This window comes from Shewanella sp. MMG014 (assembly GCF_018100775.1).
Taxonomy (GTDB): domain Bacteria; phylum Pseudomonadota; class Gammaproteobacteria; order Enterobacterales; family Shewanellaceae; genus Shewanella; species Shewanella japonica.
In genome coordinates, this window is sequence record NZ_JAGJDZ010000010.1 from 168,460 (window position 1) to 184,311 (window position 15,852).

Genomic DNA, 15,852 nt, shown 5'->3' on the forward strand with positions numbered 1-15,852 from the left:
TGATGAGCATAATATGTCCACTACTGAACTATTACTTCAATTCATTACTATTATTGGTACTGCTGCTTTCGCCCTTTCAGCTGTCTTAGCGGCTTTAGATAAAAAAGTCGATATATTTACCGTCATCGCTCTCGGATTAATGACGGCAATTGGTGGGGGAACAATGAGAGACTGGACGCTTAATGTCCCTGTTTTTTGGTCAATCGATGTTTACTACGCCATCATAGGTATCGTTGCGAGTATTTTCGGCTTCTTTTTCTTTCCCATTATGCAAATGAAGCGAATAAACACATTCTACCTTTACATTGATGCTATTGCCGCCTCTCTCTTTGCCATACAGGGGACACACAAAGCATGGAATTTAGACTTTGGACTACCTGTCGCCCCTATACTTTTGGGGGTGATTACAGCGGTAGGTGGTGGCATTGTGAGAGATGTTTTACTGGAAAAACCGTCATTACTACTCAGTAAAGAGCTTTACGCTATCCCCATCACACTTGGTTGCATGATATATACGCTGTTTTTAGCCTTTGCACCTGAGTGGACAACAACAGGCACAGTAGTATCCATTATTTTTTCTGTTTACCTAAGACACCTTTCAATTAGTAAACAAATCACGGTGCCTGAATGGGCGATATTATCAAGGAAGTATCCGTGAGGTGATTTCATTCTTCAATCACAACTATATATATCAAAACTGAATTTAATTGAACGGCAGGCAATTAAATCAAAAGATTTACAACATACTCAACTTAAATATCCACACTCGGAGATAGATAAATGTCTACTAACAATACAGTAACCGTATATACCGCAAAAAAAATACACACGATGGACCCAGGTCGACCGACAGTTGAAGCAATCGCTGTACTCGATGGACGCGTACTCTCTACTGGCACCATCGAATCAATGCAACCTTGGCTCTCTCGTTACGATGTCACCATTGATGATACCTTTAAAGACCGCATCATCATGCCTGGTTTTATCGAAGCGCATTCACACTGCTGGATGTCTGCCGGCTTTATGGCTTTGCATTTTATTGGCCCTATCAAGTGGCCTGGTCGCTTTGGTATTCAAGAACCGATTAATGATGTTGAAGGTATCTTGGCAACTCTAAGAAAATTGGATAAAGAAGAAACTGACCCAACCAAACCTATTGTTGCTTGGGGTTATGATGAAGCTAAACAAGGTGGCACTTTAGACAGAGACATACTCGATCAAATCAGTACAACTCGTCCTATCTATCTTCTAGCATGGGCACCTCACTATATATATACGAATTCAGCGGGTTTAAAGCTGTCTAATGTCCCGACGGATTCTGACAATCCTCATATTCAGAAATACGCAGATGGTCGACTCAAAGGCATCTTAAACGAAGCTGATGGCGTACAAATGGCCATGGCGCCTGTATTAGATCAGGTTTTAGCGGGGGGAGGTATCGATGGTTTGAACTTCATGTCTTCGATCGCCAACCGTGCTGGCATTACGACCATTGCTGATTTGCTATATGGTACATTAGATGAGAAGCAAGAGTTGCACGACCATGTAGCAGCGACTAATGATATGAATTTTCCTGTACGCATGAGGCTCACCCCGCATGGTGCCTCAATGACAAAGTTGCATGGTGTTGAAGGTGCAATCGAAGAAATCAAACGACTTCAAAGTCTAGAAAGCGATAAGTTCTTTATACGTGGTGTCAAATTCTTCTCTGATGGTTCTTATCCACTCCAAGGTTCTTTGGTCGGATTCCCAGGCTACCTAGATGGCTCACAAGGTGAGCAAGGTGACAATGACCTCGTTAATTTAATGCTTCCGTACTGGCAAGCTGGCATGCAGCTTCATTGTCATGCCAATGGTGATCTTGCGACTGACATAACCTTGAACACGCTTGATGCGTTGCAAAAAGCACAGCCTCGATTCGATCACCGATTCTCTATTGAGCATTATTCAATGACGACACCAATGCAGGCCCGTCGACTTAAAGCACTAGGTGGTGTGGCTAGCGTTAATAGCTACTTTATCCATCATCGCAGTCTTCTACACAGAACACACGCTTACGGCCCAGATCGCGCTGAAACTGTTGCTCGTTTAGGCTCACTTGAGCGTGAAGGTGTAGTGTTTGCTATGCATTCAGATTACCCACAAGTTGTGGTACCGATGCAGCCACTCTCCGCAGTTTCTGGTGCCGTAACGCGTATTGCAGAAGATGGTGAAACCGTTATTGCGCCTCATGAGGCGATTGGTGTTGATCGCGCATTACGTGCTGTAACCATCGATGCTGCTTATGTACTTGGTATGGAAGATAAAATCGGTAGCCTTGAACAGGGTAAGTTTGCCGACTTCACTGTATTAGACGAAGACCCATATGAGGTTGACCCTAAACATATTGAAAACATTAACGTTTGGGGCACCGTTATGGGCGGTACGCCATTCAAGGCTAAGGAAGTATAATCATGGCTAATTCCAATAACATTTACACCCCTGCCTTTAATATGGCAAATGTTGTTAATGCTAAGGATAGCCAAGCAGTTGAAGAACGCTTTAACGAAGCACATCAAGGCATGATGGGCATGTTGATGACCGCTTATAAAGTACGCAAGCAAATATCAACAGCGAGCGAAAACACACTACCTTTAACCATCATTGGCGGCTTTTTAGGATCAGGTAAGACGACGCTTCTCAATAAGTTGCTGACTGCACCTCACGGGAAACGTTTGGTGGTTTTAGTGAATGATTTCGGCAAAGTGAATATTGATGCAGAACTCATTGCATCACAGACTGATGACATGATCAATTTGTCGAATGGTTGCGCGTGCTGCTCAGTTTCAGCAGATTTGACCGACAGCCTCATTAAACTGTCAGAACGGGATGAATTACCAGAAGCGATTGTGCTAGAAGCCAGTGGCGTCGCAGATCCACACGGTATTGTGCAGGTCGCTAATGCAATTCCAGCTATTCGCTTGGATGGCGGCCTTGCTGTAGTGGACGTGGAAACATTATTTACGCTGGCTCAAGACAAACTCACTGGCCGATTGTTTCACAACCAGATCTCAGCTGCAGATCTCATTGTGTTAACCAAAGTTGATTTAGTCGATGAGCACCAGTGTGCCATTGCGCGCCAATGGCTTAAAGATAACTACCCAACAAAAAAGGTGGTTGAAGCCTTAGATGGTAACGTGCCACCGGAAATCATTTTGGGTATCGAAACCACGCTGCCAGATGATTATGAATCGCCAGAAAGTACGGATCATAAGCATGATTTTGCCAGTGTCAGTTTTACGTTCGAGCAACCTATTTCAGAAAGCAAGATTCGAACGCTACTCGCCGAGTTGTCCGAGTCGTTACTTCGAGTGAAATGCGTACTTAATCTTGACAGTGAGCCTAGCAGTAAAACTATCTATCAACGCGTTGGACAGCGAGACACTTATCGAACTTCTGAGCCATGGAAGGACGAAAAGAGACATAGCAGCTTAGTCTTTATTGGTCCTAAAGGCACGCTAAACAAAGAACAACTTGAGACAGCACTCATCAATTGTCTTGTGTAGCTGCAAAATGATTACGTGGCTCAACAGTACGGTATATTGCACTCGTAAGCCACAAAACGGCTCAATCTGAGCTTTCAATATTAAGGTAATGACATATGTCTTTTTTTACAATGCTTGAGTTTACGGCTCATGATGGTGACGGCAAAAGATTCGCTGATTTACATATCGAAAGACGTTGTGTAGAAGAAGCTGCGGAAACCATCCCCGGATTTTTACATGGCGAAACGATGCTCTCCAAAGACGATCCAGCAAAAGTACTGGTCATGTGTACTTGGGAAAATGAGCAAGCCTATCAGCAATGGTTAGATAGCCCAGTGCGTGCAAAACAAACCGAAGATCTTATTCATAAGGTCTCCGTTGATGCGAAAACGACTATGTTTACTAGCATCCATATTGTCACGAAATAGATTCTATTTTTCAAAATTGAACACGGTCGAATTGATAAGAATGGATGGCTGGTCTTACACTAGCTCATCCATTCTCATTAAAATGTTAGCTCAAAGATACTTATCAATCGGAAATAAACGTAAAAAATCCAATTGCAATAAAAGTTAACGCTGTAATGAATTTATGGTTCTTATCGAGGATGCTATTTTGGCCTAATACTTTAACCGCATGAGCATGATGAGAATAACCTTGCTCAAGTTCTGCTACCAATCCATCTATATCACTCATTGCCAGTTGTTTTAGCATAGTGTCCTTTATCATCAGTAGTGAAGACGTTACAACACTAGTGTCTAACGATTTCAAACTAACAACAAGTTGCTTTAACAGATTAATTTGTAGAGTAAAACATTGAAGTTTTAGGAGTGCATAAGAGAGGTCTTGAGTGTTTAATGAAAGCCGAACTTCCCTGACGCCTAACCATTTCGGTAGTTTCATTCGAAAATAAAACCACCGTTTACGGATATAAAGGTGCTTAGTGCCAGCTATTGCTTTCATTTTTCAATTGATTTTACAACGGTGTATCAAACCGTGTATCACATTTTCAGTTTCAAATATTGAGTGTGAGATGAGTATAACAGGACAAAAATACACCTAAAATCAGAACCTTATGATTTTTTAGAGATGAATAAAATGATGAGAAATTTAGAAGTGGTGTATCAAACCGTGTATCACATTTTGAATTTTTACTTGATGATTTGAATTAATTTCAGTAAACCGCTTGAAAAATCAAGCGGTTACTAAAATTAATGAGCTAGCCGATAAGCCGGGTCCTGTCGTGGACAGTTATTCATCTAGGCCTGCAATCGCTCGCAGGCTCAAGCGACCTACCCGGTCCCAACGCGAGCAGCGCCATACGGGACCCTATTTGGTCTTGCTTCGGATAGAGTTTACCTTGCAACCAACTGTTACCAGTGGCCCGGTGCGCTCTTACCGCACCCTTTCACCCTTACCAACCTAAGTTGGCGGTCTTCTCTCTGCTGCACTTGTCGTCGGTTTACACCGCCCAGGCGTTACCTGGTATCCTGCTCTGTGAAGCCCGGACTTTCCTCCCCGTTCTTGCGAACGCAGCAACTGTCTGGCCAACTCGGCGCGGATTATAGCCTAAGCATAAACAACACACCAACTAAAAATGGCTGCGTTAACGCATTTGGTTAACCGCAGCCATTTTTAAGCAAGTTTTATAAAGCTGCTTTCGTTATAAACCGATATCTAAACCATGCTTATAAAGAGCATTTTTCTTAATGTCATAAATTTGCCCTGTTAATGCCGCCGCTTTTTTTAAGGGCAATTCTTGGCAAAGGATTTTAAGGGTATTTATGACAGTGGTTGAAAACTCTGACTCGGCTTCTGTGCGATGACCATGACACATTAATACAATTTCACCGCGCTGCTGATTAGGATCATCTTTGACGTTCTGCAACACATCGGCTGCAGGGCCTGATAAAAATGTTTCGAATGTTTTAGTGACTTCACGTGCCATCACAATTTCACGCTCGCCGCCTAATGCTGCCACAATTGATTCCAAGCTGTGCACAATACGATGTGGTGATTCGTAAAAAATTAATGTACGCGGATCTTCTTTGAGCGCTGCAAGTTTATCTAATCGCCCTTTTTCTTTTGATGGCAGGAAACCTTCAAATGAAAATCGATCTGACGGAAGTCCTGATGCACTTAATGCAGTAATCGCAGCACAAGGACCTGGAAGTGGGATCACATTAAAACCTGCCTCTCGCACTTGTTTAACTAAGTGGTAACCAGGATCGGATATGAGCGGTGTGCCAGCGTCAGAAATTAATGCAACGGCCTCGCCGTTACCTAATTTTTGAATAATCCACTGAGCTCGGTCACGTTCGTTATGGTCATGCAAGGCCGTTTTACGGGTTTCTATGCCAAAGTGACTTAATAGTTTTCCGCTGTGGCGTGTGTCTTCACAGGCGATTAATGAGACATGATTTAATACCTCAATCGCGCGGTTGCTAATATCCCCTAAGTTACCAATAGGAGTGGGAACGATATAAAGTGCGACCGATAGGTCCATAACTACCTCTGTATTGAATCTCATCTGGACTTTCGCCAAGTGAAAGAGCAGGTTAAACTAGAGACAGCATCTTACCAGAGTGAAGCCCTGTGTTAAAAAGACTGATTACAACAAAATTCGTTTTCGCAGCTATTTTATCAAGTGTATTATTTGGCTGTGCGACTCAAACTACTGAAAATAAACAAGCTATTGATAGTTCGTTAGCAACAGTAACGCAAACGGCTAATACCTATTTATCTGAGGCAAGTAATAGTCAGCAGCCTCAAGATCGAGATAGGTATTTGCTTTTAGCAGCTCACGCTTACATTAATGACTCTAATGTAAGTGCTGCTGATAAGCTTTTGACTTCAATGAAGCCCAATTTACAACCTGAACCAACACTTCAGGCTGAGTGGCTTTACTTGTCTGCAAGAGTGGCTGAGCTGACTCGCTCAGATGCTGATGCACTAGCAATATTGAACTATCCTGAACAGTGGCAATTACCGAACTGGCAACGTGTTACTTATCATCAATATAAAGCACGCTTATTTAATCAAACTAAACAACCGATTGATGAATTACGCCAGCTTAGCTCTCTGAGCCTTTATCTTCCTAAAGAGCAAGCCTTTGAAGTCAATGACACCATTTGGCGTACGTTGCAGCCTTTGCATGAAGAAACCATTAAAAGCTTTATGCGAGATGGTAAAAATCCAACCTTCTCGGGTTGGTTACAACTTGCCTATATCGCTAAACATTATGCGGTCGATCCATCCCAGTTAGTGCGTTATTTAGGCCAATGGCAGCAATCTAACCCAAATCACCCTGGGGCGGCAAAATTACCTTCAGATTTAGAAAAAGCGTTGAATGCTCAACCTTATAAACCGCAAAATATTGCAGTGTTACTGCCATTAACCGGGCGCCGCGCCGCAGTTGCCGAACCAATCAGGCAAGGCATACTTGCAAGTTACATGGCCGCTTATGACGATCAAATCGCGCTACACTTTTTTGATACTAACTTAGGGGTTGAACAAGCTTATCAAGAGGCCGTTGCCGCCGGTGCAGAATTTGTGATTGGGCCACTTTTACCCAATGCAGTTGAAGAAATGCAGGCATTAAACGAGCAAGGTTTGATGACGATTCCACAACTGTATTTGAATCAAACAGAAACCTTTACACCGAATAACGACCAATTTTATTTTGCGTTGTCGCCAGCCCAAGAAGCCAGTGATGCCGCACAACGCCTATTTGATGACGGAGTTAGCTTACCTTTATTACTGGTAAGCAACGATTCAACGGGTAAGCGAATGGCTGCAAGCTTCAATGAAAAGTGGTTAGCGCTAACCCAAGAGAACGCCGAAATCCATTACTATGATGGCGGCGATCAAATGAAAGTCACCGTGCAAGAAGCTTTAGGCGTTAAAGATAGCCAAGCTCGTATAGCAAGAATGAAAGAGCTCATTGGTAATACCTTAGAAGCGGATTTTCGTTCGCGTCGTGATATTGATGCCATTTATATGATTTCGGCAGCCAAAGACTTAGTGCTACTTAAGCCCTTCTTAGATGTTAACTTCAGCGTCTTTGCTGATCCTGTTGCCTTGTATACCACCAGCCGAAGTCGGCTCAGTGGTAACTCGACTCAATCAGCACAAGAACTCAATAATTTAATGATCAGCGATATTCCTTGGTTAATGAGCTCAAATGCTGAAACCACTATGGTTAACACATTATGGAGCCAGTGGAATAATGGTCAAAAGCGTTTATATATCATGGGCTATGACTCATTGGATTTGGTTAATCGTTTAGCCCAAATGCGCGCTTTTCCTGGTTATCAGTTTAATGGTCGAAGTGGCGCATTATCTGTCGACAAAGACGGCGTCATAGAACGTAAATTAAGCTGGGGCAAATACCAGCGAGGAAAGCTACGTCCGCTATGATATCGATGAAAAAACAATGACATTCATCAATCCTGGTCAGCATGCAGAAACACAAGCGCGAACTTACCTTGAGCAACAAGGTCTACAGTTTGTGACTCAGAATCAGCGCTATCGTTTTGGCGAAATTGATTTAATTATGCGTGATAACCAATATTGGGTGTTTATTGAAGTGAAATACCGTTCATCCACTCAGTTTGGAGGTGCTTTACATGCTGTATCTACAGCTCAAATATCACGCATTAGAAAAGCTGCTGAACAATATTTACAAACACATAAAATCAATGCGCCATGCCGCTTTGATGTGATTGCCATCAATGGAGCCGATATCCAATGGCTCCAAGGGTGTTTTTAACTTATTAAATTTAGCTATAATGCTGCCAGAATCGAGATTATATGTAAGCAGCATCACATTACCGAGTAAGGATTTATCATGTTAGAGCGTATTAAAGACAGTTTCACCGAATCAATTCAAACTAAAATTGATGCAGCTGAAGCCTTACCAGAGTCGATTGAGAAAGCGGCTGAAATGATGGTTCAATGCTTATTAAGCGGTAATAAAATTTTAGCATGTGGTAACGGTGGTAGTGCTGGCGATGCACAGCATTTTTCTGCGGAATTATTAAACCGCTACGAAATTGAACGTCCTCCTTTACCGGCAATTGCACTAAGTTGTGACACTTCTACCATCACAGCTATCGCTAATGATTATAGCTATGATGAAATTTACTCAAAGCAGATTATGGCATTAGGCCAACCTGGTGATATTTTATTAGCCATTTCAACCAGTGGTAACTCAGGTAACGTCATTAAAGCCATGGAAGCTGCACTTAGCCGTGATATGACGATTGTTGCACTAACAGGTAAAGATGGTGGTGCAATGGCCGGCTTAATGAGTGCTGGTGATGTAGAAGTACGTGTACCATCTAACGTTACTGCTCGTATTCAAGAAGTGCATTTATTAGTCATTCACTGCCTATGTGACAATATCGACCGCACTCTGTTCCCGCAGGACGAGCAAGCATGATAAAAGCAGTTCTTATCATAGCAACATTATTCCTGCTTCAAGGTTGTGCTGGTGTTGTTATGGTTGGTGCTGTCGGTGGAGCCAAGATGGCCAATGATGAGCGTAGTATGTCTACGCAAATCAGTGATACCAATGCCGACTTTGAAATAACAAGTGCATTAGCTAAGCATCAAGATATTCATAAACAAACCAATATTACTGGCGTAGTATTGAACAGTAATGTACTGATGATTGGCCAGTCACCTAACTCTATGTTGCGTGATAAAGCGGTTAAAGTCGTTCAAGAGCTTGAAATTGGCGGTAAGTTACATAATCAAATTCGGATTGGTAACCCAACCTCATTCACAACTCGCAGCAATGACACTTGGATCACCACCAAGGTAAAAACTCGCATGTTAAATGAAAAAACATTAGACATGACGAGAGTAAAAGTGGTCACAGAAAATGGTGAGGTATTTCTATTGGGCATCATTCCCCGAGATCAAGCTGATCTTGCAGTGGAAATCACCCGCAATACTTCTGGTGTAAGGAAAGTGATTAAGGTTTTCGAATATATCGACCCTTAAATATGAATTGACTCTTACAACGACAGAGCACAATAAAATCACCGCAAATACGTTGCGGTGTTTTTTTATCTATAGGGTAAACCCATTCGATTAATATTGGTTAATTTAATACAGATACCGACTTACGTTGCAGCCTACGAATACAGGCAAGTATTAAAGGTAATAGTACTGTCGGTAGTACAATTAAACTGGCCCCCAGCCAACTCATCCCATCGAGCCATTCATCAAACCATAACCAGCCAAATAGCACGCAAAATAGTAACCCTGAGTATTCAGCTACGGCAATATCACTCGCTTTCGCACTACGGTAAGCAACAATACAGCAAAAGTGATACGCCAATAAAAAGCTGTTACTAATCAGCGATAAGCCAATTAATGCCATCGTCACATCCCCAAAGCCGATACAGGCTCCCACCACACACAATGATGGAATACTCAATAAATTATAAAGCAGTAATGTCACTAATGGTGATTCTTGCTTTGGTAGCTTTCTTAATGCAATTTGATTCATTGAAAACGTTACTGCAGCAACGAGAACTAGCAGGCCTGCCCATTCGATATTTGATGGCCGTAACAAAATCAGCACGCCAATAAATCCCAGTAAAGTAATCCACCATTGGGTCAAACTGATCTGCTCTTTAAGCCAAACATAACCTAGTACAGTAATCATAATCGGCGCTGAAAAAAATAATGAACTGACGGTAGCTAATGGCAATGAAACTAAGCCAACCACTAAGGTAATTGACGTTATAACCCCTAAGTGAGAACGCACTAACTGTAATGTAAAGTGGCCTGTAACAGGCTTTCTCGCCATGAACCATATTGGCAATAACATCAATACGCTGCCGCATTGTCGTAATAATAAAAAGGTAATGATATCTGCATTATCTGGTAACCACTTGATGGATACGTCATATAACGCGCTAAAGATATTGCCAAGCACCAGTATGATTAGTGCAAAAATGACTGGAGACTTCATCGTCACCTCACCGCTTCTAAAAACGGCATAATAACTAGACCTTTACATGATTAAAAATGATGAATACTAAACAATAATGAATTAAAGTAATAAATAAGATTCAATTTTCTAGCTATGTAAATGAGAAAACTACCACCATTACGTTCATTGCAAGTGTTTGAATCAGCAGCTCGATTACAACACTTTTCCCGTGCAGCAGAAGAGCTTTGCATCAGTCAAAGTGCGGTATCTCATCAAATTAAACAGTTAGAATCTTATTATGGTGAGCAATTATTCTTACGCAGTACAAGGCAATTACAACTAACAGACAAAGGAGCCCAATTATCACTACAATTGGAAAGTACCTTTAATGCTCTTGAAGAGGTCAGCTTACAAATTACAGGTGACGGTAACCAGCAGTTAAGATTAGCCGTTTACAGCTCGTTTGCCATTAAGTGGCTTATTCCTAGACTGAGTGAGTTCCGTCAGCAGCACCCGCATATTCAGATCCGTTTGGATATGATCACCAGCGACCCACAACTCAGTGATAATGTCGCCGATATGTTTATTACTGGGCAATCAAATCAAAATGGCTATATGCACCTTACCTTGCATAAAGAGCGATTAATTGCTGTAGCCAGTCCTGATTACCTGCAACAATGGCTAAATAAACCCAATGCATCACCTCAAGAGTTAATCGCCGCTTTACCTTCAGCAACCTTACTCACCGTCGATGAAGGAGAATTAGGCATTGATTGGCAGCGCTGGCATACCGTCAATAAAGTCGACGACAGCGACAAAAAACAACAACATATTTTTAGCCACGTTTTGATGGCCATTGAAGCTGCGATTGCTCATCAAGGAATCGCACTTGCCTCTGACTTTATGGTTAAAGGAGATATTGCTGCAGGAAGGCTTGTTGCATTGGATTTACCAGACATTTTAACGGGTTTTAATTTTAACTTTAGCTGTAAACAACGCAGACAACACGAACCAGCTTTAGCAAGCTTTATTCAATGGCTAAAAAGGCAATCTCACGCTGGTGACTAACCAATAAAAAAGCCAGCATTAAGCTGGCTTTTTTATTAATCGATTGCACGTTAAACAATCATTCCGATTTTTTCGTAAACTTTTTTGATTGTTTCTTCAGCTCGAGCCTGCGCTTTTTCAGCTCCCGCTTTAAAGACTGCATTTAGGTAGTCTTCATCCGCTCTGATTTCACGAAAACGTGCTTGAATAGGTTCTAGCATAGCAACAACAGCTTCACCTGTTGCAACTTTCAAGTGACCATACATTTTGTCTTCAAAGTCTTTCTCAATTGACTCGATTGACTGACCGTTACAACCTGACATCAAGCTCAATAAGTTTGATACACCTGGCTTTTCTTCAACGTCAAAACGAACAACAGGCGGCTCTTCACTGTCTGTCATCGCTTTTTTCACTTTCTTCATAATCGCTTTAGGATCATCAAGTAAACCAATCACGTTATTACGGTTTTCGTCTGACTTAGACATTTTTTTCGTTGGCTCTTGCAGCGACATGACACGAGCGCCGGTTTCAGGAATAAATGGCTCAGGCACAACAAATGTGTCGCCATAAGCATTATTGAAACGCGTTGCAATATCACGTGTTAGCTCTAAATGTTGCTTTTGATCTTGGCCTACTGGCACTTCATTTGCTTGATAGAGCAAGATATCTGCCGCCATTAATACTGGGTAGTCAAACAAACCAACATTAATGTTATTAGCATGCTTTTGCGATTTATCTTTAAACTGTGTCATGCGATTAAGCTCACCCATTTGGGTGTAACAGTTTAATGCCCAGCTCAACTGCGTATGTTGTGGTACTTGAGATTGTAAAAAGACGGTACTTTTTTCAGGGTCGATACCACAAGCGAGATAAATGGCTAGTGTGTCTAAGCATGCCGCTCGTAACTTTTCAGGATCTTGGCGAACGGTAATCGCATGTAAATCAACAACACAATAAATACAATCGTGGCTGTCTTGCATACCAACCCATTGACGTAGCGCGCCCATGTAATTACCAATACTTAGCTCGCCTGATGGTTGAGCGCCACTAAACACGATAGGTTTTGCAGTCATTTGTTTTATTGCTCCATTGATTTAGCTGTAAATTCTGCCGAATTAGTTAATAAGGCTAAAATTTCATTGAATTGTTCGCATACCGCAGTGGGTCCGCTCAGACCAATATCTTCACCGTAGTTGTACCCATAGGTCAAGCCTATTGAGGTTACGCCTGCGGCTTTCGCTGCTAATATGTCATTTTTTGAATCCCCTACCATCAACAGCTGTTGTGGTTCGAGCTGCCATTTGTGCAAAATATGCGTTAAAGGCAAAGGATCGGGTTTCATTTTATCCAGCGAGTCGCCACCTAACACCAGACCAAATAAGTCGGCTATACCAAATGCTTCTAACAACGGGATAGTAAACCGATAAGGTTTATTTGTCACAATCGCCAGTGGGTAGCCTGCAGCATTAAGTTTGCTGAGCACGGTTAATACTCCAGCATATAACTTACTGTGTTTTTGTAGGTGTAATTCGTAATGCTTCATAAAAATAGGCATGACATTTTCAAGTTGTACACCTATGTCACACCCTTTTTGTTGCTCAGCATTGAGTAACGCACGCTGCATTAATACTTGAGCACCATTGCCAACCCAGTTTCTCACTTGCTGCTCGGTGCAACTTGGCAATGCTAACTCAGCAAGTGTCGCTTGGGTCGCGGCGGCTAAATCGGGCACACTATCAATTAGCGTGCCGTCTAAGTCAAACGCAATGGCTTTTATGCTAGAAAAATCAGCCATACTACGCGTCTACTTTTGCAAGCTCGGTACGCATTTCATCAACCACGGTTTTATAATTAGGCTGATTAAAAATAGCAGAACCTGCGACAAACATATCTGCACCTGCCGCTGCAATTTCGGCAATATTATCCACTTTTACGCCACCGTCCACTTCAAGACGAATATCAAATCCACTGGCATCAATTTTTTCGCGAACTTGTTTAAGTTTATCTAACGTAGACGGGATAAATGATTGACCGCCAAAGCCAGGGTTGACTGACATAAGCAGAATCACATCTAATTTATCCATTACATGGTCAAGATAATGTAATGGCGTCCCAGGGTTAAATACTAAGCCAGCCTTACAGCCTGATTCTTTAATTAATTGCAAACTACGATCAAGATGTTCCGTCGCTTCAGGATGAAAAGTAATAATTGAAGCACCTGCTTTAGCAAAATCTGGAATGATACGATCTACAGGCTTAACCATTAAGTGCACATCAATATCAGCGGTAATGCCATAATCACGAAGCGCCTGACATACCATAGGACCGATTGTTAAATTTGGTACATAGTGGTTATCCATTACATCAAAATGAACAACGTCAGCACCGGCATCTAAAACGGCTTTAACATCATCACCTAAACGGGCGAAATCGGCAGATAAAATAGATGGGGCAATCAAAAATGGACGCATAGTCTTCTCGAAGCAATTAAAAGTGACCGTATTTTACCCCCTGAAGCTTATTCGCTCTAGTCGCAAAGCGTAATAAAAGGTTGTTATTGTCAATAAACGTAAATTTTCATAATCTGTAAGTATTAAATTGATCCAGATCACACGAGAGTGATGTTCATTAACTATACAAATTTGCTATAATGCGACCTACGTCACTGTGTTTTTCGCGATGTTATAGTTATGAAGCGACTACCAAGTCAGTTGCTAAGTCTCTATTAGAACGTCACTAAACATTTTTTATTGTGTTAATTCTGAAAGTATAAGACAAGGATAGCCCTTATGATGTGCAGTCAGTCAAAAATGAGCACCCACCAAACAGGTAAGGTGACGCTAAAACCTGTAGTAAGCTTATTTTCAACCAGCGCATTAATGTTAGTTGCCTATTTTGTCATGTCAGATAACAGCAATCCATTGCTAGCAGACAACTGTGCTTGTACAGAAAACGTTACCTACAATTCCAGCCTACCTAGCAGCCACCCTAATAATCGTTGTGCTGTCGAGTCTGACAATGTGAGTTGGGGAGATTGGGTTACCGGTAAGAGTCGCTCAAGTCAGTTTCATTTTTTAGATTTACTCGAGTTACTACACAACAGCGACAAGAGTAAACCGATTAGCGACATGCCCACTAATAATCCGAATAGCATTTAATGTCTTTTTGGCGGGTATTTTCGAGTACTGTCGCAGCCTTCTTTGGAGTGCAGACAGAAGATAATCGCCAGCGAGACTTTCAACAAAGTAATTCACCATTACCTTTTATTTTTATGGGAATTGCTCTGGCGATCATTATGATTCTATCTTTGATTTTTATCGTGAACCAAGTATTAGCGTAACCCTGTTCCAATTACCCTTCATGTCCTTTCTATAGCAATACCATTCCCATGCTATTCATGAATCAATAGCAGAACAATTAATATAATACTTAATCAATCACTTCTTGGTAGTGGTGATCGTACAAGGCCATAATTTCATCCACTTTCTTTCTGCCATTGCCCTTTTGGCTTATATTACGCTGCACCGCAATAGAGGCCAGTTTGGCACCGCGGTATAATTCGCGTGTTAGCGGAATATCATGGTTACTGATTAAAACAGGAATGTCTCTTTCAAGTGCGGTATGACGCGACTCTCTTGCAAGTAAGGCTTGATCATCTAAGCTGAAACCTGGCCCTGCATATGTAGTAAAGCTTGCCGTTGTTGATAATGGCGCATAGGGAGGGTCACAATAAATCACGTCCCCAACAGTCGACATCTCAAAAGCTTTTTCATAACTTACACAATGAAAACTCGCTTTTTGCGCCTTCATTGAAAAATGCCTAAGTTCATCTTCAGGAAAGTATGGTTTTTTATATGAACCAAAAGGCACATTAAAGCCGCCTTTGCGGTTGTAACGACATAAGCCATTAAAACCATGGCGATTCATATACAAAAAATATACTGAACGCTTGAAGGGATCGTTAGTTTGATTGAATTCAGTGCGAATACGGTAATATTGCTCTTTTACATTCATCTCTGGCACAAACATCGCTTTAGCTGCTGCGATATAAGTATCAGGATCATCTTTGACAATATTGTATAAATTAATCAAGTCTTGGTTTATGTCGCAGAGTAAATACTCATCATAATCAGTATTAAGAAATACTGATCCAGCACCGACGAAAGGTTCGACTAATCTATTACCTTGAGGTAAGTGTTTTGCAAGCTCGTCAACGAGTTTAAATTTTCCACCCGCCCACTTAAGAAAGGCTCTATGCTTTTTAGTCATGAATACCGTTTGCTAGCAAAATTAAAGCAGATGATTGTACTCTTTTTATTGGTAATAATCATC

General features: G+C 41.6%; 18 protein-coding genes and 1 other RNA gene. 11 read left to right on the forward strand and 8 right to left on the reverse strand.

The window, feature by feature from the left end; translation table 11 throughout:
- The first annotated feature begins 13 nt into the window (after nucleotides 1-13).
- The 4 genes from J8L86_RS16160 to J8L86_RS16175 all read left to right on the forward strand — a co-directional run bounded on the left by J8L86_RS16160 (nucleotide 14) and on the right by J8L86_RS16175 (nucleotide 3,952).
- Nucleotides 14-658 carry a trimeric intracellular cation channel family protein gene (locus J8L86_RS16160; protein ID WP_065110408.1) on the forward strand — a complete coding sequence of 215 codons (645 nt, stop codon included), beginning with the start codon at nucleotides 14-16 and terminating at the stop codon, nucleotides 656-658.
- A gap of 122 nt (nucleotides 659-780) precedes the next feature.
- Nucleotides 781-2,451, forward strand: a complete 1,671-nt coding sequence (locus J8L86_RS16165; protein WP_211031026.1) for an amidohydrolase — start codon at nucleotides 781-783, stop codon at nucleotides 2,449-2,451.
- Nucleotides 2,452-2,453: 2 nt separating this feature from the next.
- Complete coding sequence (locus J8L86_RS16170; protein WP_211031027.1) at nucleotides 2,454-3,545, forward strand: GTP-binding protein; 1,092 nt, start codon at nucleotides 2,454-2,456, stop codon at nucleotides 3,543-3,545.
- Between the two features lie 95 nt (nucleotides 3,546-3,640).
- Nucleotides 3,641-3,952, forward strand: coding sequence for an antibiotic biosynthesis monooxygenase family protein (locus tag J8L86_RS16175; RefSeq protein WP_065110411.1), 312 nt, complete (start codon nucleotides 3,641-3,643; stop codon nucleotides 3,950-3,952).
- 103 nt (nucleotides 3,953-4,055) lie between these two features.
- Here the strand turns inward: J8L86_RS16175 and J8L86_RS16180 are convergent, their stop codons facing one another.
- From J8L86_RS16180 to rsmI, 3 genes are all read right to left on the reverse strand, one after another.
- The gene (locus J8L86_RS16180) at nucleotides 4,056-4,238 is read right to left on the reverse strand and encodes a hypothetical protein (protein WP_211031028.1); all 183 of its coding nucleotides are present in this window, start codon (nucleotides 4,236-4,238) and stop codon (nucleotides 4,056-4,058) included.
- Nucleotides 4,239-4,735: 497 nt separating this feature from the next.
- An RNA gene (gene rnpB / locus J8L86_RS16185) (RNase P RNA component class A) lies at nucleotides 4,736-5,079 on the reverse strand.
- Between the two features lie 108 nt (nucleotides 5,080-5,187).
- Nucleotides 5,188-6,030, reverse strand: coding sequence for a 16S rRNA (cytidine(1402)-2'-O)-methyltransferase (gene rsmI / locus J8L86_RS16190; RefSeq protein WP_211031029.1), 843 nt, complete (start codon nucleotides 6,028-6,030; stop codon nucleotides 5,188-5,190).
- An 89-nt stretch (nucleotides 6,031-6,119) separates the two neighbouring features.
- Here rsmI and J8L86_RS16195 point away from each other — a divergent pair, with 89 nt between their 5' ends.
- From J8L86_RS16195 to J8L86_RS16210, 4 genes are all read left to right on the forward strand, one after another.
- Nucleotides 6,120-7,943, forward strand: a complete 1,824-nt coding sequence (locus J8L86_RS16195) for a penicillin-binding protein activator (RefSeq protein WP_065110429.1) — start codon at nucleotides 6,120-6,122, stop codon at nucleotides 7,941-7,943.
- Nucleotides 7,944-7,968: 25 nt separating this feature from the next.
- Nucleotides 7,969-8,295, forward strand: a complete 327-nt coding sequence (locus J8L86_RS16200) for a YraN family protein (protein ID WP_156669216.1) — start codon at nucleotides 7,969-7,971, stop codon at nucleotides 8,293-8,295.
- A gap of 78 nt (nucleotides 8,296-8,373) precedes the next feature.
- Complete coding sequence (locus tag J8L86_RS16205) at nucleotides 8,374-8,967, forward strand: phosphoheptose isomerase (protein ID WP_055026216.1); 594 nt, start codon at nucleotides 8,374-8,376, stop codon at nucleotides 8,965-8,967.
- Entirely contained in the window at nucleotides 8,964-9,533 is a 570-nt protein-coding gene (locus J8L86_RS16210) for a BON domain-containing protein (protein ID WP_055026217.1), read from the forward strand. The genes J8L86_RS16205 and J8L86_RS16210 overlap by 4 nt, the downstream gene beginning before the upstream one ends.
- Nucleotides 9,534-9,633: 100 nt before the next feature.
- On the opposite strand, the gene J8L86_RS16215 is transcribed toward J8L86_RS16210, so the two are convergent.
- Entirely contained in the window at nucleotides 9,634-10,512 is an 879-nt protein-coding gene (locus tag J8L86_RS16215) for a DMT family transporter (protein WP_065110431.1), read from the reverse strand.
- Nucleotides 10,513-10,632: 120 nt separating this feature from the next.
- On the opposite strand from J8L86_RS16215, the gene J8L86_RS16220 reads away from it, so the two are divergent.
- The gene (locus tag J8L86_RS16220) at nucleotides 10,633-11,541 is read left to right on the forward strand and encodes a LysR substrate-binding domain-containing protein (RefSeq protein ID WP_065110432.1); all 909 of its coding nucleotides are present in this window, start codon (nucleotides 10,633-10,635) and stop codon (nucleotides 11,539-11,541) included.
- A gap of 50 nt (nucleotides 11,542-11,591) precedes the next feature.
- On the opposite strand, the gene trpS is transcribed toward J8L86_RS16220, so the two are convergent.
- From trpS to rpe, 3 genes are read right to left on the reverse strand one after another with little or no spacing between them, the layout of a single operon-like run.
- Complete coding sequence (trpS, locus tag J8L86_RS16225) at nucleotides 11,592-12,593, reverse strand: tryptophan--tRNA ligase (RefSeq protein WP_065110433.1); 1,002 nt, start codon at nucleotides 12,591-12,593, stop codon at nucleotides 11,592-11,594.
- 5 nt (nucleotides 12,594-12,598) lie between these two features.
- Complete coding sequence (locus J8L86_RS16230) at nucleotides 12,599-13,315, reverse strand: phosphoglycolate phosphatase (protein WP_055026221.1); 717 nt, start codon at nucleotides 13,313-13,315, stop codon at nucleotides 12,599-12,601.
- A 1-nt stretch (nucleotide 13,316) separates the two neighbouring features.
- Nucleotides 13,317-13,991, reverse strand: coding sequence for a ribulose-phosphate 3-epimerase (rpe, locus tag J8L86_RS16235; protein WP_211031030.1), 675 nt, complete (start codon nucleotides 13,989-13,991; stop codon nucleotides 13,317-13,319).
- Between the two features lie 318 nt (nucleotides 13,992-14,309).
- Between rpe and J8L86_RS16240 the strand changes: the two genes are divergently transcribed.
- A complete protein-coding gene (locus J8L86_RS16240; RefSeq protein ID WP_055026223.1) occupies nucleotides 14,310-14,678 on the forward strand; it encodes a hypothetical protein in 369 nt (122 codons plus the stop codon).
- Complete coding sequence (locus J8L86_RS16245) at nucleotides 14,678-14,860, forward strand: DUF2970 domain-containing protein (RefSeq protein WP_055026224.1); 183 nt, start codon at nucleotides 14,678-14,680, stop codon at nucleotides 14,858-14,860. Before J8L86_RS16240 ends, J8L86_RS16245 begins: the two co-directional genes overlap by 1 nt.
- A gap of 89 nt (nucleotides 14,861-14,949) precedes the next feature.
- Here J8L86_RS16245 and J8L86_RS16250 read toward each other — a convergent pair whose 3' ends face one another.
- Nucleotides 14,950-15,789 (reverse strand): Dam family site-specific DNA-(adenine-N6)-methyltransferase, encoded by an 840-nt coding sequence (locus J8L86_RS16250; RefSeq protein WP_065110435.1) that lies wholly within the window; start codon nucleotides 15,787-15,789, stop codon nucleotides 14,950-14,952.
- Nucleotides 15,790-15,852 lie beyond the last annotated feature (63 nt).